The sequence below is a fragment of the Rhizobium sp. AC44/96 genome (assembly GCF_001692185.1).
In the GTDB taxonomy this organism is placed as follows: Bacteria; Pseudomonadota; Alphaproteobacteria; order Rhizobiales; family Rhizobiaceae; genus Rhizobium.
On the sequence record NZ_LXKO01000035.1, the window covers coordinates 217238 to 239610 of the forward strand.

20 protein-coding genes and 1 other RNA gene are annotated in these 22373 nt (G+C 60.7%); 18 read left to right on the forward strand and 3 right to left on the reverse strand.

What is annotated here, in order from left to right; translation table 11 throughout:
* Nucleotides 1–35 precede the first annotated feature (35 nt).
* Nucleotides 36–431, forward strand: an RNA gene (rnpB, locus tag A6U87_RS22750) — RNase P RNA component class A.
* A 44-nt stretch (nt 432–475) separates the two neighbouring features.
* Here rnpB and A6U87_RS22755 read toward each other — a convergent pair.
* A complete protein-coding gene (locus A6U87_RS22755) occupies nt 476–667 on the reverse strand; it encodes a hypothetical protein (protein ID WP_065693585.1) in 192 nt (63 codons plus the stop codon).
* Between the two features lie 278 nt (nt 668–945).
* Between A6U87_RS22755 and A6U87_RS22760 the strand changes: the two genes are divergently transcribed.
* The 13 genes from A6U87_RS22760 to murB all read left to right on the forward strand — a co-directional run bounded on the left by A6U87_RS22760 (nt 946) and on the right by murB (nt 15509).
* On the forward strand, nt 946–1284 hold the full coding sequence (locus A6U87_RS22760; protein WP_065693586.1) for a hypothetical protein: 339 nt from the start codon (nt 946–948) through the stop codon (nt 1282–1284).
* Between the two features lie 401 nt (nt 1285–1685).
* Nucleotides 1686–2126, forward strand: a complete 441-nt coding sequence (mraZ, locus tag A6U87_RS22765) for a division/cell wall cluster transcriptional repressor MraZ (protein ID WP_065693785.1) — start codon at nt 1686–1688, stop codon at nt 2124–2126.
* Nucleotides 2127–2140: 14 nt separating this feature from the next.
* Nucleotides 2141–3166: a 16S rRNA (cytosine(1402)-N(4))-methyltransferase RsmH gene (gene rsmH / locus A6U87_RS22770; protein ID WP_065693587.1), complete on the forward strand. Its 1026-nt coding sequence runs from the start codon at nt 2141–2143 to the stop codon at nt 3164–3166.
* Between the two features lies 1 nt (nt 3167).
* Nucleotides 3168–3578, forward strand: a complete 411-nt coding sequence (locus A6U87_RS22775; protein ID WP_065693588.1) for a hypothetical protein — start codon at nt 3168–3170, stop codon at nt 3576–3578.
* A 2-nt stretch (nt 3579–3580) separates the two neighbouring features.
* A complete protein-coding gene (locus tag A6U87_RS22780; protein ID WP_065693589.1) occupies nt 3581–5332 on the forward strand; it encodes a penicillin-binding protein 2 in 1752 nt (583 codons plus the stop codon).
* 67 nt (nt 5333–5399) lie between these two features.
* Nucleotides 5400–6860 carry a UDP-N-acetylmuramoyl-L-alanyl-D-glutamate--2,6-diaminopimelate ligase gene (locus A6U87_RS22785; RefSeq protein ID WP_065693590.1) on the forward strand — a complete coding sequence of 487 codons (1461 nt, stop codon included), beginning with the start codon at nt 5400–5402 and terminating at the stop codon, nt 6858–6860.
* Entirely contained in the window at nt 6857–8290 is a 1434-nt protein-coding gene (locus tag A6U87_RS22790; protein WP_065693591.1) for a UDP-N-acetylmuramoylalanyl-D-glutamyl-2,6-diaminopimelate--D-alanyl-D-alanine ligase, read from the forward strand. Before A6U87_RS22785 ends, A6U87_RS22790 begins: the two co-directional genes overlap by 4 nt.
* Nucleotides 8291–8312: 22 nt before the next feature.
* A complete protein-coding gene (gene mraY / locus A6U87_RS22795; protein ID WP_065693592.1) occupies nt 8313–9413 on the forward strand; it encodes a phospho-N-acetylmuramoyl-pentapeptide-transferase in 1101 nt (366 codons plus the stop codon).
* A gap of 7 nt (nt 9414–9420) precedes the next feature.
* Nucleotides 9421–10833 carry a UDP-N-acetylmuramoyl-L-alanine--D-glutamate ligase gene (murD, locus tag A6U87_RS22800; protein WP_065693593.1) on the forward strand — a complete coding sequence of 471 codons (1413 nt, stop codon included), beginning with the start codon at nt 9421–9423 and terminating at the stop codon, nt 10831–10833.
* Between the two features lies 1 nt (nt 10834).
* A complete protein-coding gene (gene ftsW, locus A6U87_RS22805) occupies nt 10835–11989 on the forward strand; it encodes a putative lipid II flippase FtsW (protein WP_065693594.1) in 1155 nt (384 codons plus the stop codon).
* A gap of 6 nt (nt 11990–11995) precedes the next feature.
* Nucleotides 11996–13126 carry an undecaprenyldiphospho-muramoylpentapeptide beta-N-acetylglucosaminyltransferase gene (gene murG, locus A6U87_RS22810; protein ID WP_065693595.1) on the forward strand — a complete coding sequence of 377 codons (1131 nt, stop codon included), beginning with the start codon at nt 11996–11998 and terminating at the stop codon, nt 13124–13126.
* Nucleotides 13123–14538 carry a UDP-N-acetylmuramate--L-alanine ligase gene (murC, locus tag A6U87_RS22815; protein WP_065693596.1) on the forward strand — a complete coding sequence of 472 codons (1416 nt, stop codon included), beginning with the start codon at nt 13123–13125 and terminating at the stop codon, nt 14536–14538. The genes murG and murC overlap by 4 nt, the downstream gene beginning before the upstream one ends.
* Nucleotides 14535–15509: a UDP-N-acetylmuramate dehydrogenase gene (gene murB, locus A6U87_RS22820; protein WP_065693597.1), complete on the forward strand. Its 975-nt coding sequence runs from the start codon at nt 14535–14537 to the stop codon at nt 15507–15509. The genes murC and murB overlap by 4 nt, the downstream gene beginning before the upstream one ends.
* A gap of 3 nt (nt 15510–15512) precedes the next feature.
* Here the strand turns inward: murB and A6U87_RS22825 are convergent, their stop codons facing one another.
* Both A6U87_RS22825 and A6U87_RS22830 read right to left on the reverse strand, forming a co-directional pair.
* A complete protein-coding gene (locus tag A6U87_RS22825) occupies nt 15513–16586 on the reverse strand; it encodes a metallophosphoesterase (protein ID WP_244499562.1) in 1074 nt (357 codons plus the stop codon).
* A gap of 140 nt (nt 16587–16726) precedes the next feature.
* Nucleotides 16727–18031, reverse strand: coding sequence for an MFS transporter (locus A6U87_RS22830; RefSeq protein ID WP_065693786.1), 1305 nt, complete (start codon nt 18029–18031; stop codon nt 16727–16729).
* Nucleotides 18032–18244: 213 nt separating this feature from the next.
* On the opposite strand from A6U87_RS22830, the gene aqpZ reads away from it, so the two are divergent.
* The 4 genes from aqpZ to ftsA all read left to right on the forward strand — a co-directional run bounded on the left by aqpZ (nt 18245) and on the right by ftsA (nt 22344).
* Complete coding sequence (gene aqpZ / locus A6U87_RS22835; protein ID WP_065693599.1) at nt 18245–18931, forward strand: aquaporin Z; 687 nt, start codon at nt 18245–18247, stop codon at nt 18929–18931.
* A gap of 238 nt (nt 18932–19169) precedes the next feature.
* The gene (locus A6U87_RS22840) at nt 19170–20096 is read left to right on the forward strand and encodes a D-alanine--D-alanine ligase (protein WP_065693600.1); all 927 of its coding nucleotides are present in this window, start codon (nt 19170–19172) and stop codon (nt 20094–20096) included.
* Nucleotides 20084–21016 carry a cell division protein FtsQ/DivIB gene (locus tag A6U87_RS22845; RefSeq protein ID WP_065693601.1) on the forward strand — a complete coding sequence of 311 codons (933 nt, stop codon included), beginning with the start codon at nt 20084–20086 and terminating at the stop codon, nt 21014–21016. Before A6U87_RS22840 ends, A6U87_RS22845 begins: the two co-directional genes overlap by 13 nt.
* Nucleotides 21013–22344 (forward strand): cell division protein FtsA, encoded by a 1332-nt coding sequence (gene ftsA, locus A6U87_RS22850; protein ID WP_065693602.1) that lies wholly within the window; start codon nt 21013–21015, stop codon nt 22342–22344. The genes A6U87_RS22845 and ftsA overlap by 4 nt, the downstream gene beginning before the upstream one ends.
* Nucleotides 22345–22373 lie beyond the last annotated feature (29 nt).

Sequence of the window (22373 nt, forward strand, 5' to 3'; positions counted from 1 at the left end):
AGCAATCGTCAGGACAGTCCGTTAAGGGAGCCATGCCAGTTGGCCGGGCAGCCGCGCTTTACCAATGTCGAAAGACGGTAGGGTGAGGAAAGTCCGGGCTCCACGGAAACACGGTGCCGGATAACGTCCGGCGAGGGCGACCTCAGGGAAAGTGCCACAGAAAGCAAACCGCCTGCCTTGGCAGGTAAGGGTGAAAGGGTGGGGTAAGAGCCCACCGCATCTCCGGCAACGGCGATGGCAAGGTAAACCCCACCGGGAGCAAGACCGAATAGGGATGACGCGGCCAGCGAAAGCTGGCCGGCTGGTTTCCAGGCCAGTCATCCGGGTGGGTTGCGAGAGGCAGCGCGCGAGCGCTGTCCCAGAGGAATGGCTGCCACGTTCCGGTTTCGGCCGGAGCCATACAGAACCCGGCTTACAGGCCAACTGGCGATTATCCCTCCACACGCCGACGTGTCGGCCGCGAGCCCCGATCGGGTCAGTGTGCCGTCGGCAATTTCGCCAGGCACTCTTCGCAAAGAGTGCTGCTGTGTGCGAGAACGGACCAGCGCTTGAATATCGTTCCGCAGCCGTCGCATCGGATGTCGGCGGTCATGCCCTTCTTGATCGGGACCGGCACCTGTGCGTGTGCCCACCCGGAAAGAAGCCCCTTCAATGTGAAGTTCGTCATCGCATTACTCCACCGTCTTTGTTTTAGAGGTTGGTAATATGTGGTCGGATGGCGGGTAATCAATTGCCCGGTGCAGCGCTATTTTAGACTATCTAAACTCATCCGAAGGTAGTGCGGTGGAGCCCTTGAAAAAGGCGCGTACGGCTGTCTTTCGATCGGATTGGTTAGTTTTGTCTCGCCCAGGTTGTCTGCTGGGCAGTGGCTGTTGTGCCGTCTCGCTGAGGTTGCGAAGTCTCGATCCATCGCATAGTTCTTTCACGTTCTGTTGGGAGATCGGTATGCGTCGCGTAGCAGCGTTTGTTCTTGTGGCATGTGTAACGGCAAGCGGTTGTTCATCCTATGGCTCGGAATATGACGCCGTTGCCTACTATCTCAGGGGTGGCAGCGCGGCACGAAGCTCCGTCATCCAGACATGCATCGAGAGGCGCATTTCCGAAAAGTCGCGCAAGGAGGCGGCTGCGGCGCTGAAGGTGTCGGAAGATCGTGTGGGTGTCGTGGCCTGCAACCGCATCATCAGCGGTATCGCTTCCGGGCGCATCACCCGCGAAGACTACATCGCTCTATATGGCGAGCAAAAGATAACACCCAACATGGAAAATGTGCTGCTTGCTCGATGAGAGATTGCAGGCGCTGCGGCTAATTGCCTGTTTCTGGTCACTTATTTCCAGTCGTAATCCATTTCTGGCGGCGCACTCAGGGCGCGCAAAAGGGGCGGCCTGCCTGCCCCATAATCAGTCGATCCTAACCCTTTGTTAAACTTAACAGCTTATAAATTTTCGATACTGCGCTCATCGTGAGACGGGCGTTTCCCATTGACGCCCATATGGTCCCATGTTATCCCATTCATGCACTGCGCAAGGGCAATCAGGTGCCCATTCATCGCAAAGCCAAGGCGCCTCCCGCTGTGGGAGCGCCGAACGAGGTTTGTCTCGTTCGGCTTGCGAGGCCGTGTCTGAATTTCGAGGTTCCGGGCGTCTGATTTTTGTCCGGGCTCTTTCGGGAACGGATGTTTCGTGTCATGAGCCGCTTCCTTTCAAATGCGACCAACGGGATCGATTCCAAGGGCCGGGTTTCCGTGCCGGCGGCATTTCGTTCCGTACTGGCGCAGCGCAACGTTCAGGAGCTTTATTGCTTTCAGGACTTTGTGTTTCCGGCGATCAGCGTCGGCGGTTCGGATCTTCTCGAAAGGTTCGAGCGGCAGATTGCTGCGGAGGATCCGTTTTCGCCGGACGCGAACGAGATGTCGCTTCTTGTTCATGGGGGCGGGGTCTTCATGAAGCTCGACGCCGAGGGGCGGCTGATGGTCACGGATTTCATTCGCGACTTCACCGGTATCTCGGACGAAGTGACATTCGTTGGTCGGGCGGATCATTTTCAGCTGTGGCAGCCGCAGGCATTTCAGGCTGCCCAGGCACAGGCACGAGGGGAACGCAGGCTGGCGGGCAGGCGTTCCAACTAGAACGAGGGAACGGAATGGTGGCGAATCCTGGCGGAGGTTCATCTGATGCCGGTGGCGGATCGATTCGCCATATTCCGGTTCTTCTGAACGAGGTTCTTGCGGCGCTTGAGCCGTCTTCCGGTAAGATTATTCTGGACGGGACGTTTGGTGCCGGTGGTTATACCTCGGCGATCCTGGCGGCCGGTGCCGATGTGGTTGCGCTCGATCGCGATCCGACGGCGATTGCCGCCGGTCAGGCATTGGTGGCGGCGCACGGCGGCCACCTCCGGCTTGTTCACTCGCAGTTCTCCCAATTGGCCGATCACGCGCCCGCCGGTGGGCTGGATGGCGTCGTGCTCGATATCGGCGTGTCGTCGATGCAGATCGATGAGGCCGAGCGCGGCTTTTCCTTCCAGAAGTCCGGGCCGCTGGATATGCGCATGTCGGCCGCGGGCGTGTCCGCCGCGGATGTCGTCAATCGCGCCAAGGTGGCCGAGCTTATTCGCATCTTTCACTTCCTTGGCGAGGAAAGCCAGGCGCCGCGTATCGCTCACGCGATCGAGAAGCGCCGCGCTGAAAAGCCATTTGAAACGACGCGCGATCTGGCTGGTCTGATCGAGATCGTTACCCCGCGCAAGATGAAGGACAAGATTCATCCGGCGACGCGCGTATTCCAGGCTCTGCGCATCTTCGTGAATGACGAGCTTGGCGAGCTGGCGCAGGCGCTGTTTGCGGCCGAGCGCGCCCTGAAGCCCGGTGGTCGTCTCGTCGTTGTCACCTTTCATTCCCTGGAAGACCGCATCGTGAAGACGTTCTTCTCCGATCGCGCCGGCAAGGCCTCCGGTTCGCGCCACCTGCCGGTCGCGCATGAGCGCGCCGCGACCTTCGACCGGATCGGAAAGCCGATGGTGTCTGCGAGCGAAGCGGAAGCCGAGGCAAATCCGCGGGCGCGTTCGGCCAAGCTGCGTGCCGGACTGCGGACCGATGCTGCCGCTGAACCTGCGGATCTGTCGATCTTCGGTCTGCCCAATCTTGCAAGTCTCGGAAAGCTCGGAGCCTGATATGCTGAGAACCTTCGATCTTATCCTCATCGGTGTCATGACGGCAGCGGCCGCCGTGACCTATACGATCAAGCATCGTGCCGAGCTGAAGCTGGAAGAGGTTCATCGCCTCGAAGCCGAGATCAAGCTCGAACGGGATACGATCGACCTCCTGAAAGCGGATTGGGCGCTGCAGTCGCAGCCGAACCGGCTCGAGCGGCTGGTCAATAATTACAACAGTGAGCTCCAGCTGCAGCCGACGCCATCGACGTCGCTTGTTCACGCCAAGGAGCTGCCGATGCTGAAGTCGCAGGTTCCCGTGCCTGATGTGACCGAGGCCAAGGCGGGCGGCACGAAGAGCAAGCCAAAGGCTGTGCCCGCGAAGCCCGAAGCTGAGGACGACGATTTGATGGCAACCGGATCTGTGGAGTAGAGATGTCCTTTCTTTCACGCATCATGGTTTCAAAGAGCCAAGCGCATTTTTCCGCCGGCGTTTACAGTCGTTTTGGCGGCCCCTCAGGCAACGTCGCGATCCAGGGATCGCGCAAGAAGCGCGCGGGACAGGCAAAAAGCCGCGTCGGCCTGCTGATTGTCGCCTTCCTTGGCGTCTACTGCGTGATCGGCGGTCGTTTGGTGGAATATGCGATCCGTGATCCCGATGTGGTATCGAGCATCCTGCCGCCGGATCGCCTGATGGCGTCCCGCCCTGACATTCTCGACCGGAATGGCGAGGTTCTTGCCACCGATATCCGCACCGTTTCGCTGTTTGCCGAGCCGAACAAGGTCGTCGACGCCGACGAGGCCGTCGAAAAGCTTTCGACGGTTCTGCCCGACCTTGATGTGAAAGGTACGTACAAGAAGCTCGCCAATCGCAACTCTCACTTTGCATGGCTGCGCCGCCAGCTTACGCCGAAGCAGCAGAGCCAGATCCTGGCGCTTGGCATTCCTGGTATCGGCTTCCGCCCGGAGAAGCGTCGCTTCTATCCGGGCGGCGCGACGGCCGCGCACATTCTCGGTTACGTCAATATCGACAACCGCGGCGTTGCCGGCATGGAGAAGTATATCGACGACCAGGGATTGGCGGATCTCGCTTCCGTCGGTATGACGAGCGACCAGCCGCTTGAGCCGGTTAAGCTGTCGATCGACATTCGTGTCCAGAATATCGTGCGTGATGTCGTTGCCAATGCCGTCACCAACTACGAGGCCAAGGGCGCCGGTGCCGTCGTCCTCGACATTCACACGGGTGAAGTGCTGGCCATGGCCTCGGCACCCGACTTCGATCCGAACAATCCGATGGAAGGCGCCAAGGAAGGCTGGCTGAACCGCATGTCGAACGGCACGTTCGAAATGGGCTCGACCTTCAAGACCTTCTCCCTGGCGATGGCGCTCGATACCGGCAAGGTCAAGCTGACCGATAGCTTCGACGCGACGCAGCCGATTCATATCGGCGGTTTCACCATTCACGATTTCCATGGCCAGCGCCGCTGGCTGACCCTTCCCGAAGTCTTCCAGTATTCGTCCAACGTCGGTACTGCGCGCATCATCGACATCGTCGGCATCGACGCGCAGAAGGACTACCTGACGAAGCTCGGCCTGCTGACGAAGATGCAGACGGAGCTGCCCGAGGTGAAGATGCCGAGCCAGCCGAAAGTCTGGAAGAAGATCAACTCGGTGACGATCTCCTTCGGTCACGGTGTCTCCACGACACCGCTGCAGACGGCCGTTGCGGGTGCCGCACTCGTCAATGGCGGCAAGCTGATCGAGCCGACCTTCCTGCCCAGAACGCGCGAACAGGCAGACGATGTTGCCGAAGTGGTCGTCAAGAAGACCACGAGCGATGATGTGCGCTATCTCTTCAAGCTGAACGGCATCAAGGGATCCGGCCGTAACGCCGACGTTCCGGGATTCAACGTCGGCGGCAAGACCGGGACGGCCGACAAGGTCGTCAACGGACGCTATGCGTCGAACCTCAACTTCAATGCCTTCCTGGCGGCATTTCCGATCGACGATCCGAAGTATGTGGTGCTGACATTCTGTGACGAACCGCACAATGGCGAGAAGGGGCAGAACATCGCCGCTTATACCGCTGCTCCGATGGTCAAGAACATCATTGCACGTGCCGCACCAATCCTTGGTGTGGAACCGAAGTTCGGTGACGACGGATCGGCCATGTTGGTGTCTTATTGAGTCTGAATGAATGTCGCAGCCGATTCGCCATGGGGGCGCGGCGGCTCGAAGAAGAAAAGTACATTCGATGAGATTGAGAGACCTCGCGGGAAACGCGTTTCCTGAACTCAAGGACCAGCTGGACGGACTGGTAGGCGGGCTGGAGATTTCCGGCCTTTCCTCCGATAGCAGGAAGATTGCGCCCGGCATGGCGTTCGTTGCCGTTGCCGGTACCAAGGCCGATGGCGCTGGCTTCATCGCCGACGCGGCGGCGCGCGGTGCCGCCGTCGCCATTGCTGCCCACAGCGCCGATGCCTCCATTCCGGTTCTTGTGGTGAGCGAGCCTCGCCGGTTCCTGTCCATCGGCGCTTCGCATTTCTACGGCAAGCAGCCGGAAACGACGGTCGCCGTCACGGGCACCGCCGGCAAGACCTCCGTCGCCTCCTTCACCCGCCAGATCTGGGCCCATGCGGGGCACCCAGCAGCGATGATCGGCACGACCGGCGTCGTCTCGCCAACCCGCAACGAATACGGCTCGCTGACGACGCCTGATCCGGTTTCCCTGCATGCGCTTCTGGCGGAGCTTTCCGACGAGGGTGTGACCCACGCGTCGATGGAAGCATCCAGCCACGGCCTTGACCAGTGCCGGCTCGATGGCGTGAAGCTCGCGGCTGCCGCCTTCACCAATCTCGGCCGCGATCACATGGACTATCATCCGACGATCGAGAGCTACATGGCCGCGAAGATGCGGCTGTTCGATACGCTGTTGCCAAAGGGCTCGCCGGCGGTGATCTTCGCCGATGATGCCTGGTCGGCGCAGGCGATCGCCGCGGCGAAAGACGCGGGGCACGATGTTCGCACCGTGGGCCGCAAGGGCGATTATCTGACGTTGAAGCGTGTCGAGCATTTCCGGCACAAGCAGGTCGCGGAGATCCATGTCGACGGCGAGATCTTCGAAGTGGATATTCCGCTCGCGGGCGATTTCCAGGTGGCTAACGCGCTCGTTGCCGCGGGCCTTGCGATGTCCACAGGCGTTCCGGCCAAGGTTGCCATGGCAGCGCTGGAGAAGCTTCAGGGCGCGTCCGGTCGTCTCGAACTCGTCGGCCATACCAGGGATGGCGCGCTGGCCTATGTCGACTACGCGCACAAGCCCGATGCACTGGCCAATGTTCTGGAGTCCGTGCGCCCGTTCACGACGGGTCGCGTCATCGTCGTGTTCGGCTGTGGCGGCGATCGCGATCGGGGAAAGCGTCCGATCATGGGCGAAATCGCCTGCCGTCTGGCTGACGTCGTGATCGTTACCGACGACAATCCGCGCTCGGAAGAGCCCGCCATGATCCGTGCCGAGATCATGGCGGCTGCGGGCTGCGCATCCGAAATCGGCGACCGCGCAACGGCCATCCGTGAAGCTGTGGGCATGCTGACGTCGGGCGATACGCTGATCGTGGCCGGCAAGGGCCATGAGGAAGGGCAGACGATCGGAGGCGTCACCCTACCGTTTTCGGATCATGCCGAATTGCGTAAGGCTTTGGAGGAGCTGAAATCGTGAACTGGCTTTGGACCACGGAAGACATGATTGCCGCAATGGCGGGACGCCCCTTCGGGGCCCTGCCTGAGGGCATTACCGGTATTTCCATCGATAGCCGCTCCATCGGTCCCGGCGAAGCTTTTTTCGCCATCAAGGGCGATCGCGTCGACGGCCATGATTATGCGTCGATGGCGATGGCCAATGGTGCATCTCTTCTCGTCGTCAGCGAGTCACGTCTTCCGGCCATGGGCCGCCTGACCGTTCCCATGATCGTCGTCGAGGACGTATTGGCGGCGCTCGGCAAGCTCGGTCTGGCCGCACGTGCGCGTTCCCGCGCACAGATCATTGCCGTCACCGGCTCCGTCGGAAAGACGACCACCAAGGAAATGCTGCGGCGCGTCCTTTCTCCGTCGGGCAAGGTTCACGCCTCCGTCGCATCCTTCAATAACCACTGGGGTGTACCGCTCACGCTCGCGCGCATGCCGCTCGACACCTATTTCGGCGTCTTCGAAGTGGGCATGAACCACCCCGACGAAATCCGTCCGCTGGTGAAGATGATCGAGCCGCATGTCGCCGTCATTACCACGATCGCGCCGGCGCATCTCGGCAATTTCAAGAGCATCAAGGAAATCGCGACCGCCAAGGCCGAGATCTTCGAGGGCGTCGTGCCCGGCGGCCATGTGGTGCTCAATCGCGACAACGACCAGTTCAATTTCCTCAACCGCACGGCACAATCGCTCGGCATCGGGCATATCCACTCGTTTGGGCAGCATGCGAAGGCGGAGTTCCGGCTTGCGGAATTCAATGGCGCCGATCAGAGCTCGACGCTCTGGATCACGATCGACGGCGAGACCAAGGAAGTCGCGATCGGCGCGCCTGGTCGTCACATTGCCGAAAATGCGCTTGCGGCGCTCGGCGTGGTGACCATCGTTGGTGCCGATCTGCAGCAGGCGATCGCGGCGCTCGCGACGCTCCAGCCGGAAAAGGGCAGGGGCCGACGCCACAAGCTGTCGATCAATCACGGCACCTTTACTGTTGTCGACGAAAGCTACAATGCCAACCCGGCTTCGATGCGCGCGGCGATTGCCGTGCTCGCAAGCTCGGTTCCTACGGGAACCGGCCGCCGCATCGCCGTGCTTGGCGATATGCTGGAGATGGGCGACTACGCCCAGAAGGTGCACTCTGATCTCGCTGGACCGTTGCTTGCGGCCGGCATCGAACATGTCTGGCTTGCTGGTCCCGAAATGGTCGCGCTCAAGGAATCGCTTCCGGAGAGCGTACAGGTCGAGCACCGCGAGAAGACGGAAGATCTCATCGAATATGTATTGGACTCGGTCGCGCCAGGCGACGTGCTGATGGTAAAATCGTCACTGGGCATCGGTTTCGGCAAGATTGTCGCCGCGCTCCTTGACAAGTTCCCGCCATTTGCCGACACGCAACGCGAATTTTGAGCGGGTAAACAAGGGGCCCTGAATGCTGATTTGGCTAGTCGAACTGTCGGAACACCTGAAGTTTTTGAACCTCTTCAGGTACATTACCTTCCGCACGGGCGCCTCCCTGTTTACCTCTGCGCTGATCGTCTTTCTTTTCGGACCCATGATCATCAATTCGCTGCGCATTCGGCAGGGCAAGGGCCAGCCGATCCGCGCCGACGGGCCGCAGACGCATTTCAAGAAGGCCGGTACGCCGACCATGGGCGGCCTGATGATCCTCGCCGGCATCGTCGGTTCGTCGCTGCTCTGGGCTGATCTTTCCAACGTCTATGTCGTCGCGACGCTGCTCGTCACGCTCGGGTTCGGCGCGATCGGCTTCTATGACGACTATCTCAAGGTCAGCAAGCAGAGCCACAAGGGCTTTTCCGGTAAGGCTCGCCTTGGCATCGAGTTCGTGATCGCCGGCATCGCCGTCTTCTTCATGATGCGGGCAGCGCTTGCATCGGGCACCGCCGGCTCGACCTTCGGATCGTCGATCGCTTTTCCGTTCGTCAAGGACTTCATGCTCAATCTCGGCATCATGTTCGTCGTCTTCGGCGGCTTCGTGATCGTCAGCGCCGGCAACGCGGTGAATCTCACGGACGGCCTCGATGGCCTTGCCATCGTGCCTGTGATGATCGCAGCGGCATCGTTCGGCGTCATCGCCTACCTTGCGGGTAACGCGGTTTTCGCCAATTATCTGCAGATCAATTTCGTACCTGGTACCGGCGAGCTTTCGGTCGTGCTTGGCGCGGTCATCGGCGCCGGCCTCGGCTTTCTGTGGTTCAACGCACCGCCGGCGGCTATTTTCATGGGCGACACCGGTTCGCTGGCGCTGGGCGGCACGATCGGCACGGTTGCCGTCGCCACCAAGCACGAGATCGTCATGGCGATCATCGGCGGTCTCTTCGTCATGGAAACGCTGTCCGTGATCATTCAGGTCGGCTTCTTCAAGCTGACGGGACGCCGCGTGTTCCTGATGGCGCCGATCCATCACCACTTCGAAAAGAAGGGCTGGACGGAAAGCCAGGTCGTGATCCGCTTCTGGATCATCGCGGTTGGCCTTGCTCTGCTCGGCCTTTCGACCCTGAAGCTGCGGTGAGACGGCCATGATCCCGGTCACCACGCTTGCAGGAAAGAAGGTCGCGCTCTTTGGGCTCGGTGGTTCCGGTTTTGCCACCGCCCGCGCGCTGATCCTTGGCGGTGCTGACGTCACGGCCTGGGACGACAATCCTGATAGCGTGACGAAGGCGGCTGCCGAGGGAATTCATACCGCCGACCTCAGAACCATCGACTGGGGCGTCCAGTCGCTTTTCGTACTTTCGCCGGGCGTGCCACTGACGCATCCCAAGCCGCACTGGACTGTCGATCTGGCGCGCGCCGCAGGCGTCGATATCGTCGGCGATGTCGAACTCTTCGTTCGCGAACGCCGCGCACACGCGCCGGATTGCGCTTTCATCGCGATCACCGGCACCAACGGCAAATCGACGACCACGGCGCTGATCGCGCATATACTCGAGGCGAGCGGGCGGGATACGCAGCTCGGCGGCAATATAGGGACCGCAGTGCTGACGCTGGAGCCACCGAGGGCCGGGCGCTTTTATGTCGTCGAGTGCTCGTCCTACCAGATCGATCTGGCACCGACGCTCAATCCGTCCGCCGGGATCCTGCTCAACCTGACGCCTGATCATCTCGATCGGCACGGAACGATGCAGCACTATGCCGACGTCAAGGAGCGGCTGGTGGCCGGCAGTGGCGTTGCCGTGATCGGCGTCGACGACAGCTATTGCGAGATGATCGCCGATCACGTCGAGCGGGCTGGGACCAAGGTCATGCGCATTTCCAGACGCCAGCCGCTGGCCAATGGCATCTACGCGGAAGGCGCAAAGCTGCTTCAGGCCTCTGAGGGCGCAGCCCATCTGATCGCCAACCTCGATGGCATCCAGACCCTGCGCGGGAGCCACAACGCCCAGAATGCAGCCGCGGCCATCGCCGCCTGTTTGGCCGTCGGTGTCTCCGTCGAGGACATCCGTATCGGTCTGGCGTCGTTTCCGGGTCTCAAGCATCGCATGCAGCCTGTGGGTCGTCGGGGCAATGTCGTTTTCGTCAACGACTCGAAGGCCACGAACGCGGACGCCGCGGCTCCGGCGCTGTCGAGTTACGACCGCATCTACTGGATCGCAGGCGGCTTGCCGAAGGCTGGCGGGATTACGACGCTTGCTCCCTTCTTCCCGCGTATCGCCAAGGCCTACCTGATCGGTGAGGCGGCGGCGGAATTTGCGGCGACCCTGGGGGACGCCGTTGCCTACGAAATCTCGGGAACATTGGAACGAGCCGTCGCACACGCGGCCGCGGATGCCGAAAAAGATCAAAATGGCCCATCGGCCGTGATGTTATCCCCGGCTTGCGCAAGCTTCGACCAATATAAGAACTTTGAAGTCAGGGGCGATGCATTTGTCAGCCATGTGGCAGCGCTCGACGGAATCACCATGCTGATCGGTTCGGCAACAGGAGATAAATGACATGGTAAGCCGCGCGGAACGTGGGCCTCTGGCCGATTGGTTTTGGACCATCGACCGCTTTTTCCTGGCGATGTTCATCTTTCTGATGGGCATCGGCTTCATGTTGTCCTTCGCCGCGTCGCCGGCGGTGGCTGAGCGCATCGGGCTGGAGCCATTCCACTTCGTCAAGCGCCACGCGGCTTTCATGATCCCGTCGCTCTGCGTGATGTTCGGCCTGTCGTTCCTGACGCCGCGCCAGGTGCGGCGCACCGCCATCATCCTTCTCATCGTCGCGCTGGGGATGATGCTGCTGGCGCTCTTCTTCGGCGTCGAGGTGAAGGGATCGAGGCGCTGGGTGACGCTTGCCGGCATTTCCATTCAGCCATCGGAATTCATGAAGCCCGCTTTCGTCGTGGTCTGCGCCTGGCTGTTTGCCGAGCACGCGCGCCAGCCGGAAATTCCGGGCAATCTCTTTGCGATCATTCTCTTCGGTATCGTGGCCGCGCTGCTTGTGGCGCAGCCTGACCTTGGCCAGACGATCCTGACCACCGCCGTCTGGGGCGGCATGTTCTTCATGGCGGGGATGCCATGGCTCTGGATCATCGTGCTCGGGGCTCTTGGCGCGGGCGGTCTCGTCAGTGCCTATTATGTCTTCCCGCACGTGGCTTTGCGCATCGACAAGTTCATGACGGGCGAAGGCGATACCTTCCAGATCGACACCGCGCGCGAAGCCATCATCCGCGGCGACTGGTTCGGCCAGGGGCCGGGTGAGGGTATCGTCAAGCGCATCATCCCTGATGCGCACACCGACTTCATCTTCTCGGTCGCAGCCGAGGAATTCGGTATCGTCTTCTGCATGGCGCTAGTGGCGCTGTTTTCCGTGCTCGTCCTTCGCGGTTTGTCGCACGCCTACAAGGAGCGGAACGACTTCAATCGGTTCGCTGTCGCTGGTCTCGTGCTGCAGATCGGCATACAGTCCATCATCAACGTGGGCGTCAATCTCGAACTGCTGCCGGCCAAGGGCATGACGCTGCCCCTGATTTCCTATGGCGGTTCGTCGATGGTCGCTATCTGCGTCACCGCCGGGTTCATTCTCGCGCTGACGCGTCACAGGCCGGAAAAGCGTGCGCAGGATCGGAGCCTCTTCCGCGTCGCGCATGGAATGCCGGCGGAGTAAGAGTACATGAGCAAAGGCATCGTCCTGCTTGCCGCCGGGGGAACCGGCGGCCACGTGTTTCCGGCGGAAGCTCTGGCCTACAAGCTGAAGGAGCGCGGCTATTCCGTGCACCTCGTCACCGACAGCCGCGCCGAGCGTTACGCCGGCAAGTTTCCGGCCGACGAAATCCATGTCGTGCCATCGGCGACGATCGCGTCGAAAAACCCGGTGGCGGTTGCCCGTACGCTCTGGACGCTCTGGCGCGGCATGCGGGCGGCGAAGAGACTGATTTCTCGGTTGAAGCCAGCCGTCGTCGTCGGCTTTGGCGGTTATCCGACCGTGCCGCCGTTGCTGGCGGCAACCCGGCTCGGTGTGCCCACCATGATCCACGAGCAGAACGCCGTGATGGGACGCGCCAACAAGGCGCTGGCATCGCGCGTTCAGGCGATTGCCGGCGGGTTTCTGCCAGATGGTGGCGGCCAGTTTCCCGACAAGACGGTGGCGACAGGCAATCCGGTCCGTCCCGCGATCATCGAGGCGGCAAAAACGCCCTATGCGCCGTCGCATGCGGGCGAGCCATTCAATCTCGTGGTCTTCGGCGGTAGCCAGGGCGCGCAGTATTTCTCCAAGGCGATGCCGACGGCGATAAGCTTGCTCGACGACGCGCTTCGCGGACGTCTCAGGATCACGCAGCAGGTTCGGTCCGAGGATATGGGCATGGTTGGCGATTGTGTCGCCAAGCTTGAAATGGGCGCTTCGTCCGAGATCGCGCCGTTCTTTACCGACATGGCCGAGCGGTTGGCCAAGGCGCATCTGGTGATCTGCCGTTCCGGCGCGTCGACGGTCTCGGAGATTTCGGTCATCGGCCGCCCGGCAATCCTTGTTCCCTATCCGCATGCGCTCGATCACGACCAAGCGGCGAACGCCGCGGCGCTGGCGGCAACGGGTGGTGCCAAGGTGATCGTGCAGGCCGAGTTGTCCTCGGAGAAGATCGCCTCGATCCTGACCCATGTGATGAACGACCCCGAAAAGCTTGCGCGAATGGCCGCTGCCGCCAGACAGGCGGGCAAACCCGATGCTGCGAACTTGCTTGCCGACATGGTAGAGGCTATTGCGGCACGACGTACAATTGCAGAGTTCAAGGGGAAACGCGCATGAAAATGCCGAAGGCCATCGGCCTCGTCCATTTCATCGGCATCGGCGGCATCGGTATGAGCGGCATCGCCGAGGTGCTGCACAATCTCGGGCATCGCGTGCAGGGATCCGATCAGGCCGAAAGCGCGAACGTTCAACGCTTGCGTGACAAGGGCATTGAAGTCTTTGTCGGCCACAAGGCGGAAAACCTGGGTGACGCGGAAGTCGTCGTCGTGTCGACCGCCATCAAGAAGAACAATCCGGAGCTCGTGGCGGCGCGTGAAAAGCTGCTGCCGGTCGTTCGCCGCGCCGAAATGCTGGCCGAATTGATGCGCTTCCGTAACGCCATCGCGATCGGTGGTACACACGGCAAGACTACGACCACATCGCTCGTGGCGACGCTACTGGAAGCCGGTGGGCTCGATCCGACCGTGATCAACGGCGGTATCATCAATGCCTATGGTACCAACGCCCGCATGGGTGAGGGTGAGTGGATGGTGGTCGAGGCCGACGAGTCCGACGGTACCTTCCTCAAGCTTCCCGCCGATGTCGCGGTCATCACGAACATCGACCCCGAACATCTGGACCACTACGGAAACTTCGACGCGGTGCGTGCTGCATTCCGCCAGTTCGTCGAGAACGTGCCGTTCTACGGTTTTGGCGTGCTCTGCCTCGATCACCCTGAAGTTCAGGCGCTGGTTGGCCGCATCGAGGACCGCAAGATCGTGACCTACGGCGAAAACCCGCAGGCCGACGTTCGCTTCATGAATGTCCGCATCGATGGTCCGCGTTCGATTTTCGACGTCGAGATCCGTCGCCGCCGCACCGGACAGGTGATCAGGCTCGACAATCTCGTCATGCCGATGCCCGGCCGTCACAACATCTCCAATGCCACCGCCGCGATCGCGGTTGCCAACCGCCTTGGCATATCGAGTGAAGATATCGCAAAGGGTCTTGCTTCGTTCGGCGGCGTCAAGCGCCGCTTCACGCTGACCGGCGAATGGAACGGTGTGCAGATCTTCGATGATTACGGGCACCATCCGGTCGAGATCAAGGCTGTGCTGAAGGCTGCTCGCGAGGCCTGCAAGGGCCGCGTCATCGCCGTGCATCAGCCGCATCGCTATTCTCGCCTTGCGAGCCTCTTCGAAGAGTTCGCCGCGTGCTTCAACGATGCCGACAGCATTTTCCTCGCGCCCGTCTACGCGGCCGGCGAGGATCCGATCGAGGGTGCAGACGCCGAGACGCTCGTTGCTCGCATCAAATCAGGCGGTCATCGCGACGCGCGCTTCCTCGCTTCTCCGGAGCATTTGGCGCAAATGGTCGCAGAGATTGCAAAGCCGGGTGATTTTGTGGTTCTGTTGGGGGCTGGGAGTATCACATACTGGGCGGCAGCGCTGCCCAAGCAACTGGAAAGCCTTTCGGGAATATCTGCATGAAACAGGTGAATGGGGAAAAGCTGCTTGCGTCGCTCGGCGACGGTGTAAAGGACATTCGCGGGAGGCTGACGCCTGATGCGCCGATGGATCGCGTCACGTGGTTCCACGCCGGTGGCCTTGCGGAGCTGATGTTCCAGCCGCACGACGAAGATGATCTCATCGCGTTTCTGAAGCTGCTGCCGGCCGAGGTTCCGCTGACGGTGGTCGGCGTTGGATCGAACATCCTCGTTCGCGATGGCGGCATTCCCGGCGTTGTGCTGCGCCTGTCGGCCAAGGGTTTCGGTTCGGTCGAGCTTGCGGGTGAAAACCGGATTCGTGCCGGTGCGATCTGCCCGGATAAGTACGTGGCCGCCATGGCGATGGACAACGGCATCGGTGGATTCCATTTCTACTACGGCATTCCCGGCAGCATCGGCGGCGCCGCCAGGATGAATGCTGGCGCCAACGGGGCAGAAACCCGGGACCGCGTCATCGAGGTCACCGCGATTGATCGCCAGGGCAACAGGCATGTGCTGTCGAATACAGACATGGGCTACGGCTATCGGCATTCGTCTGCGGCAAGCGACCTGATCTTTACCTCGGTGCTGTTCGAAGGATACGCGGAAGACCGTGCCAAGATTCGCGCGGAAATGGACGCCGTTCGCAGTCATCGTGAGACGGTGCAGCCGATCCGCGAGAAGACGGGTGGTTCGACGTTCAAGAACCCTGAAGGTCATTCCGCATGGAAGCTGATCGACGAAGCAGGGTGCCGCGGTCTGGTGATCGGTGGCGCGCAGATGTCGTCGCTTCATTGCAACTTCATGATCAACAACGGTCAGGCGACCGGCTATGACCTCGAATATCTCGGCGAGCAGGTGCGCCGCGAGGTGTTCGAGAAATCCGGGATCAAGCTCGAGTGGGAGATCAAGCGTCTGGGCGTCTTCATGCCGGGCCGCGAGGTTCGCCCGTTCCAGGGCGCAACGACCGAGTGATCGTTAGGCCAGGCGTTTGGTGAAGGCGGTCGTAAAGACAACGCCGCCGTCATCGTCGCTCGCTTCGCCTATTGCAACATCCATCGTCGTGCTTGTCACACGGACAAGGCAGAAGCCGCCCATGTAGGCGGCTTTTGCTTTAAAGATATCCATCTCACCGACGCTGTAGGCCATCGGCGTTTCGTGTTCATGCCCGTGGAAAATGCCGATTACGTTGTAACCTCTGAGCGTTGCGAGCAGATCCTGACGATCTGAATCACTCCACCAATGCGGAGCGCCGCTGCCGCTGTCGGTGAAGGTCTTGGCATTCGGATCCCAGCGCTCCACGGAGAACCTGTCCCAGCCATAGTGCTGGAAGATGACCACCGGCCGGCCGTCGGCCGCATTGGCCGCAAGGTCGCGCTTCATCCAGTCGAGACTGCTCGCCGTTCCCTTGGTGTCGTCGCCGCCATATCGCTGGGCCTGGATAAGGTGAAGTCCGCCCCAGTTCCAGGAATAGTTGTCGGAACCCTCGTCGTAATTATCCACCGGGACGATCGGCTTGAAGAAGACGCTCGGCTTGTGGTTCATCTGGACGTAGTCGCGCAATTCGTCGCGATACCAATCAACCTGTGGCGGCTTGCCGTCCTGGTCGAGGTCGTGGTTGCCGAGACCGACGTAGACCGGGAAGTGGATGTGATCGGCACCGGGGCCCTGCTGGTAGCGGTGCGAGAACTGCAGCAGCTGCGAGCCCTCTTTCAACTCCGCCATCTGTCCGCCGCCGTCATCCGTGACATCGCCGCATACGACCACCCCCTGCGGCTTGGCGATCGGCTGACCGGCAAGGCTGAAGCCGCTTGGTTTGCCCGAGATCTCTTCGGGCCATGTCCGGTGATGAATGGTGTTCAATGCCCTGATGTGACGCAGGAGGTTGGCGTCGGTCTTGCCTTCCGCGAGGCAATTAGGGCTCAGCCCATCGCCAACACGGCAGGCGTGGACGTCGTTGATGACAAGGAAGGTAACGTCGATCGAAGGGATGGCTGCAGCCCGGGCGAATGGCGGCAGCGCCATCGAAAGACCTGCGCCAAATCCATTCATGAGTATCGATCGTCTTGTCAGCATCCCGGCCTCCGCATTTCATGCGGTGGAAAAATAGAGACAGGGCGTTAACAGACCGCAACAAAAAAAGGCCGCGGCGGTTTCCCGTCGCGGCCCTTTGATTTTAGATCGTTGTCGCGTCAGACTTCGTCGCGGCCCGAGGCCAGGATGCAGACGAGGGTGATGACTGCGGCGATACCGAGATAGTAGCCCACATAGGTCATCCCGTAGTTCGCCTGCAGCCAGGTGGCGATATAAGGCGCGAGCGATGCGCCGAAGATGCCTGCGAGGTTGAAGGTGATCGATGCGCCGGTATAGCGAACGGCGGTCGGGAAGGGGGCTGCCAGCGCCGTGCCGATCAGGCCGTAGGTCATGCCCATCAGTGCCATCGCGACAATTGCAAAGACAACGATGCTGCCTTCACCGCCGGTCATCAGGCCGGGCAGGAAGAAGGAGAAGACGCCGATCAGGACGGTCGTCAGGATCAGCATTTCGCGGCGTCCGAAGCGCTCGGCGAGCTTGCCAATGAGCGGGATGAAGATACCAAAGGCGATCGAGCCGACGATCTGGATTTCCAGTGCGTCGAGGAACGGGATCTTCAGGACCTTGACGTTGTAGGAGAGAAGATAGGCCGAGCCGATGTAGAAGAGCACGAAGGTGGCGAGCGCCACGAAGGTGCCGAGGAACAAACTACGCTTGTGCTTGCGGAAGAGTTCCGCGACCGGCACCGCGACACGCTCATGCTTGTCGATGGCTTTCTGGAAGGCCGGCGTCTCGGTGATCGAGAGACGAACCCACAGGCCGATGACGATCAGGATGATCGACAGGATGAACGGCACGCGCCAGCCCCAGCTGAGAAGCGCGTCCTGGGACATGACCTGCAGCAGCAGCCAGAAGATGCCCGACGACAGGAAGAGACCGACCGGGGCGCCGAGCTGCGGGAACATGCCGTACCAGCTGCGCTTGCCTTCCGGCGCGTTTTCGGTCGCGAGCAGGACGGCACCGCCCCATTCGCCGCCGAGTCCGAAGCCCTGGCCGAAGCGGCACAGCGCCAGCAGCAGTGGCGCAAGTACGCCGATGGAATCATAAGAGGGCAGAAGACCGATGACGACCGTGGAGATACCCATGGTCAGCAGCGCAGCAACCAGCGTCGTCTTGCGGCCGATCCTGTCGCCGAAGTGGCCGAAGACCACGGCGCCGAGCGGGCGGGCGAAGAATGCGATCGAGAAGGTGGCAAAGGAAGCGAGAAGCGCCGTGGTCGGATCGCTGTTCGGGAAAAACAGCGTCGGGAAGACCAGCACGGCGGCCGTCGCATAAACATAGAAATCGAAGAATTCGATCGTGGTGCCGACGAGGCTCGCGATCAGAACGCGTGCCGGCGAGTTGAGCGGTGCACTGTTCGATGATGCGGAGGTCGGCGATACTTTGGATATCGCGTCTGACATTTTCATTCCATTCGGGATTTCATTCTATGCCTCAAAGGGCATCCGGCTCTTAACGCAATTTTAATTCGGGGCAAATGCAAAACGCGCAAGAAACGGACAAAAAATAGGGTGCTTCCATTTCGGTCGGCGAGGGGGCTCTCGATGCCGTTACTTGACCAGAATCAATATGGGCGGAATCTTCAGTAACGCTCTGGTTGAGCGCAGGAGGGAAATATGCAGAAAAGTCTTGTTGCAGAATTTCTTGGTACATTCTGGCTCGTGTTCGGTGGTTGTGGCAGTGCCGTACTTGCGGCGGCATATCCCGAGCTTGGAATAGGTTTTGTGGGTGTTGCTTTTGCTTTTGGCCTCACCGTGCTTACCATGGCGTTTGCCGTCGGCGGCATTTCCGGCGGCCATTTCAATCCAGCGGTCTCGGTTGGCCTTGCCGTTGCAGGCAAGTTCTCTGCCGGGCGCCTGATACCTTATATCGTGGTACAGGTCATCGGGGCCATCGTCGCTGCGGCGGTGCTCTATGTCGTCGCCAGCGGCAAGGCAGGGTTCGAACTTGGAGGATTTGCGGCCAATGGTTATGGCGAGCACTCGCCGGGCGGTTATTCGCTTACCTCGGCACTGGTGATCGAAACTGTTCTCACGATGCTCTTCATCTTCATCATCCTGGGTTCCACCAGTAGCAGGGTACCTGCCGGATTTGCGCCGATTGCAATCGGGCTGGCGCTGACGCTCATTCATCTGATTTCGATCCCGATTACGAACACGTCGGTCAATCCCGCTCGATCGACTGGCCAGGCGCTGTTCGTCGGAGGATGGGCACTACAACAGCTCTGGCTGTTCTGGGTCGCACCGATCGTCGGCGGCATCATCGGCGGCGTACTCTGGAAGGCGGTGGGCGAGGAAGCCTGAGCCCATTCCTTTAATTCTTTCAAAACCCCGTGCCGCCCGTCGGTGCGGGGTTTTTGCGTTTTCGCTGCCCCGATCGCCGGGTCGTCGTACCGGCCCAGAGGACAGAAGTTAACGAAAGTAAACGCTTCGTTAACCATAATGCTGCTCTAATACACGGGCGCCAAGGATTGGGATTCGGAGAGAAACAAGCTTGGAGCAAGCATCGAATTTCAGACTGCCAGTTATTTTGGGGGTACCTATGAGTCGCAAGCATGTCGCTGTCCTGATGGGCGGATTTTCCTCGGAGAGGCCTGTCAGCCTTTCGTCCGGGGCGGCGTGCGCTGATGTGCTCGAGGCTGAGGGCTTCCAGGTAACCCGTATCGATGTTGATCGCGACGTATCGGCAAAGCTCTCGGCGCTTCGTCCCGATGTCGCGTTCAATGCGTTGCATGGACCGTTTGGCGAGGATGGCCTGATCCAGGGCATCCTCGAATATCTGGAGATTCCCTATACGCATTCAGGTGTGCTTGCGTCCGCGCTTGCGATGGACAAGGGCAAGGCAAAGGGCGTTGCTGCCGCGGCCGGCATTCCGGTCGCTCAGTCGCAGGTGATCAATCGATTCGCTTTCCCCACTGAGCACCCGATGAAGCCGCCCTATGTGGTGAAGCCGGTGCGCGAAGGTTCCAGCTTCGGTGTCGTGATCGTTCAGGAAGATCAGGCGAACCCGCCGCAGATCATCGGCTCGCCCGAATGGCGCTACGGTGAAGAGGTTATCGTCGAGCGTTACATCCACGGCCGCGAGCTGACATGCGGCGTCATGGGCGATCGTGTACTGGGCGTGACCGAGATCGTGCCGCAGGGACACAGTTTCTACGATTATGATTCCAAGTACGTTGCGGGTGGCTCGAAACATGTCATTCCGGCGAAAATTTCACCGAATATTTACCAAAAAATACAATCATTGGCGCTAAGGGCGCATCAAGCAATTGGTTGCCGTGGGGTTAGTCGCTCCGACTTTCGTTACGATGATCGTTTCTCCGAAGATGGTGAAATCATCTGGCTGGAAATCAATACCCAGCCGGGCATGACTCCAACCTCTCTTGTGCCTGAAATGGCTGGTCATGCCGGCTACTCGTTCGGTGAGTTTCTTCGTTGGATGGTGGAGGACGCTTCTTGTTCTCGGTGACGGTCAAAAGGATAGGGCGCCCCAGCCATCATGCCGAGCCTTCGTGTGCCGAGGGTGATGGCCGGATGGTTTTGCCGCGTCCGCTGCGCCGTGTTGTGCGCTTCCTTGTCAGTCTGGGAAGTGGTCGTATCCATATTCCGGCGCACACCGGTACTGTTTCGGCACTCGCGTTTTTTGCTGCGACCGGCCTCTATGGCATGTCTCTGGGTGGCCACACGGAAGTGGTTGCGCAGGCGACGACGACGGCCGCCGGTTTTGCGATTGAAGACGTGAAGGTCTCCGGCAATTCCGAAACCTCGGAAATCGATATCCTGCAGCTGATCGGGCTTGATGGGACGACCTCGCTGGTCGCTCTCGACGTGGACGCTGCCCGCCAGAAGATTGCCAAGCTGCCTTGGGTCGAGAACGTCGAGGTTCGCAAGGTCTATCCGAAGACGATCGAGGTGAAGCTCAAGGAGCGCCAGGCCTACGCGATCTGGCAGCACGGGCAGGAGCTCTCTCTGGTGGAGAAGGGTGGGGCGGTCATCGCTCCGCTTCGTGACAACAAGTTCTCGCAGTTGCCGCTGGTTGTCGGACGCGGCGCTGAAGTCGCAGCGGCCTCGCTCGAAGACGAGTTTGCGAAGTGGCCGGATATCAAGTCGCGTGTGAAGGCCTTTGTATGGGTTTCCGGTCGTCGCTGGGATCTGCACATGGATAACGGCGTCGTCGTCAAGCTGCCGGAAGATGACATCGATTTGGCGCTCGCGCGGCTTTCGAAGTTTTCCAAGGAGCAGGATCTGCTGGATCGCGATATCGCGGCAGTCGATCTCAGGCTCGCCGATCGTACGGCCATTCAGTTAACCCCCGAGGCGATGGCTCGGCGCCAGCTGGTGCTTGATCAGCGTACCAAGGATTTGAAAAAGGCGGGGCAGAATATATGAGCTTGTTCGGTTCATCCCACTTTGGATTGCCGCGCCTGAAGCCGCTTTCGTCGAAGCGGTCGCATGTCGTTTCCGTCCTCGACATCGGCTCGACGAAGGTCGTCTGCATGATCGGGCGGCTGACGCCGCGCGAGGAGAGCCAGGTTCTGCCTGGTCGCACGCACAACATCGAAATCATCGGCATCGGCCATCAGCGTTCGCGCGGTATCAAGACCGGCGCGATCTCGGACCTCGATGCGCTTGAGAGCGTCATCCGCCTGGCGGTCGATGCGGCCGAGCGCATGGCGGGCCTGACGGTCGAGAGCCTGATCGTCAACCTGACGGCGGGCCGCCTTGCGAGCGACATCTACACCGCGACCATCGACCTCGGTGGACAGGAAGTCGAGCTCAACGATCTCAAGAAGGTTCTGGCAGCAGCCTGCCAGCAGTCGCTGCGCCAGGATCGCTTCGTCCTGCACTCACTGGCCACGGGCTTCTCGCTCGACGGCGAACGCGGCATCCGTGATCCCTTGGCCATGTACGGCGACGTTCTCGGCGTCGATATGCATGTCGTGACGGCGGAACGCACGGCGCTCAAGAACCTTGAGCTCAGCGTCAACCGCGCTCACCTTTCGGTCGAAGGCATCGTTGCGACGCCCTACGCATCGGGTCTTGCTGCTCTGGTCGACGACGAAGTCGAACTCGGCTGCGCCGCGATCGACATGGGCGGCGGCACGACGACGATTTCGGTTTTTGCGGAAGGTAAGCTGGTCCATACGGATGCCGTGAGCCTCGGCGGCCACCATGTCACCACCGATCTGGCCCGCGGTCTCTCGACCCGCATAGAAGATGCTGAGCGGCTGAAGGTAGTTCACGCTTCGGCCATGCCGAACTCTTCGGATGAGCGCGAGCTGATCTCGATCCCGCCGATCGGCGAGGACGACCGCGATCTGCCGACACAGGTGCCGCGTGCCCTGGTGTCGCGCATCGTCAGCGCCCGCATCGAAGAGACAATGGAATTGATTCGCGACCGCATCCAGCGTTCCGGTTTCAGCCCGATCGTCGGCAAGCGCGTCGTGCTGACAGGCGGCGCGAGCCAGCTGACAGGCCTTGCAGACGTTGCCCGCAAGATCCTTGCCCGCAACGTTCGGATCGGTCGACCGATGGGCGTCTCGGGCCTGCCGACGGCGGCCAAGGGCCCGGCCTTTTCGACGGCTGTCGGCCTGATGATCTATCCGCAGGTTGCGGACATGGAAACACATGCGTCACAGAGCGGTCTGCTCATGTCGCTTGGCGGAAATAGCAGCCGCATTGCCCGGATGGGCCAGTGGCTGAAGGAAAGCTTCTAGAGATTTAATGAATTGGCCGGCGTGGCGAT

What these genes read in the sequence shown, in the direction of transcription:
- A6U87_RS22830 (WP_065693786.1), bottom strand. Translation starts at nt 18,031, where the DNA reads ATGTCAGACGCGATATCCAAAGTATCGCCGACCTCCGCATCATCGAAC.
- rsmH (WP_065693587.1), top strand. Translation starts at nt 2,141, where the DNA reads ATGGTGGCGAATCCTGGCGGAGGTTCATCTGATGCCGGTGGCGGATCG.
- murG (WP_065693595.1), top strand. Translation starts at nt 11,996, where the DNA reads ATGAGCAAAGGCATCGTCCTGCTTGCCGCCGGGGGAACCGGCGGCCAC.
- A6U87_RS22825 (WP_244499562.1), bottom strand. Translation starts at nt 16,586, where the DNA reads ATGAATGGATTTGGCGCAGGTCTTTCGATGGCGCTGCCGCCATTCGCC.
- murC (WP_065693596.1), top strand. Translation starts at nt 13,123, where the DNA reads ATGAAAATGCCGAAGGCCATCGGCCTCGTCCATTTCATCGGCATCGGC.
- ftsA (WP_065693602.1), top strand. Translation starts at nt 21,013, where the DNA reads ATGAGCTTGTTCGGTTCATCCCACTTTGGATTGCCGCGCCTGAAGCCG.
- aqpZ (WP_065693599.1), top strand. Translation starts at nt 18,245, where the DNA reads ATGCAGAAAAGTCTTGTTGCAGAATTTCTTGGTACATTCTGGCTCGTG.
- ftsW (WP_065693594.1), top strand. Translation starts at nt 10,835, where the DNA reads ATGGTAAGCCGCGCGGAACGTGGGCCTCTGGCCGATTGGTTTTGGACC.
- murB (WP_065693597.1), top strand. Translation starts at nt 14,535, where the DNA reads ATGAAACAGGTGAATGGGGAAAAGCTGCTTGCGTCGCTCGGCGACGGT.
- A6U87_RS22755 (WP_065693585.1), bottom strand. Translation starts at nt 667, where the DNA reads ATGACGAACTTCACATTGAAGGGGCTTCTTTCCGGGTGGGCACACGCA.
- mraY (WP_065693592.1), top strand. Translation starts at nt 8,313, where the DNA reads ATGCTGATTTGGCTAGTCGAACTGTCGGAACACCTGAAGTTTTTGAAC.
- A6U87_RS22780 (WP_065693589.1), top strand. Translation starts at nt 3,581, where the DNA reads ATGTCCTTTCTTTCACGCATCATGGTTTCAAAGAGCCAAGCGCATTTT.
- mraZ (WP_065693785.1), top strand. Translation starts at nt 1,686, where the DNA reads ATGAGCCGCTTCCTTTCAAATGCGACCAACGGGATCGATTCCAAGGGC.
- murD (WP_065693593.1), top strand. Translation starts at nt 9,421, where the DNA reads ATGATCCCGGTCACCACGCTTGCAGGAAAGAAGGTCGCGCTCTTTGGG.
- A6U87_RS22785 (WP_065693590.1), top strand. Translation starts at nt 5,400, where the DNA reads ATGAGATTGAGAGACCTCGCGGGAAACGCGTTTCCTGAACTCAAGGAC.
- A6U87_RS22840 (WP_065693600.1), top strand. Translation starts at nt 19,170, where the DNA reads ATGAGTCGCAAGCATGTCGCTGTCCTGATGGGCGGATTTTCCTCGGAG.
- A6U87_RS22760 (WP_065693586.1), top strand. Translation starts at nt 946, where the DNA reads ATGCGTCGCGTAGCAGCGTTTGTTCTTGTGGCATGTGTAACGGCAAGC.
- A6U87_RS22775 (WP_065693588.1), top strand. Translation starts at nt 3,168, where the DNA reads ATGCTGAGAACCTTCGATCTTATCCTCATCGGTGTCATGACGGCAGCG.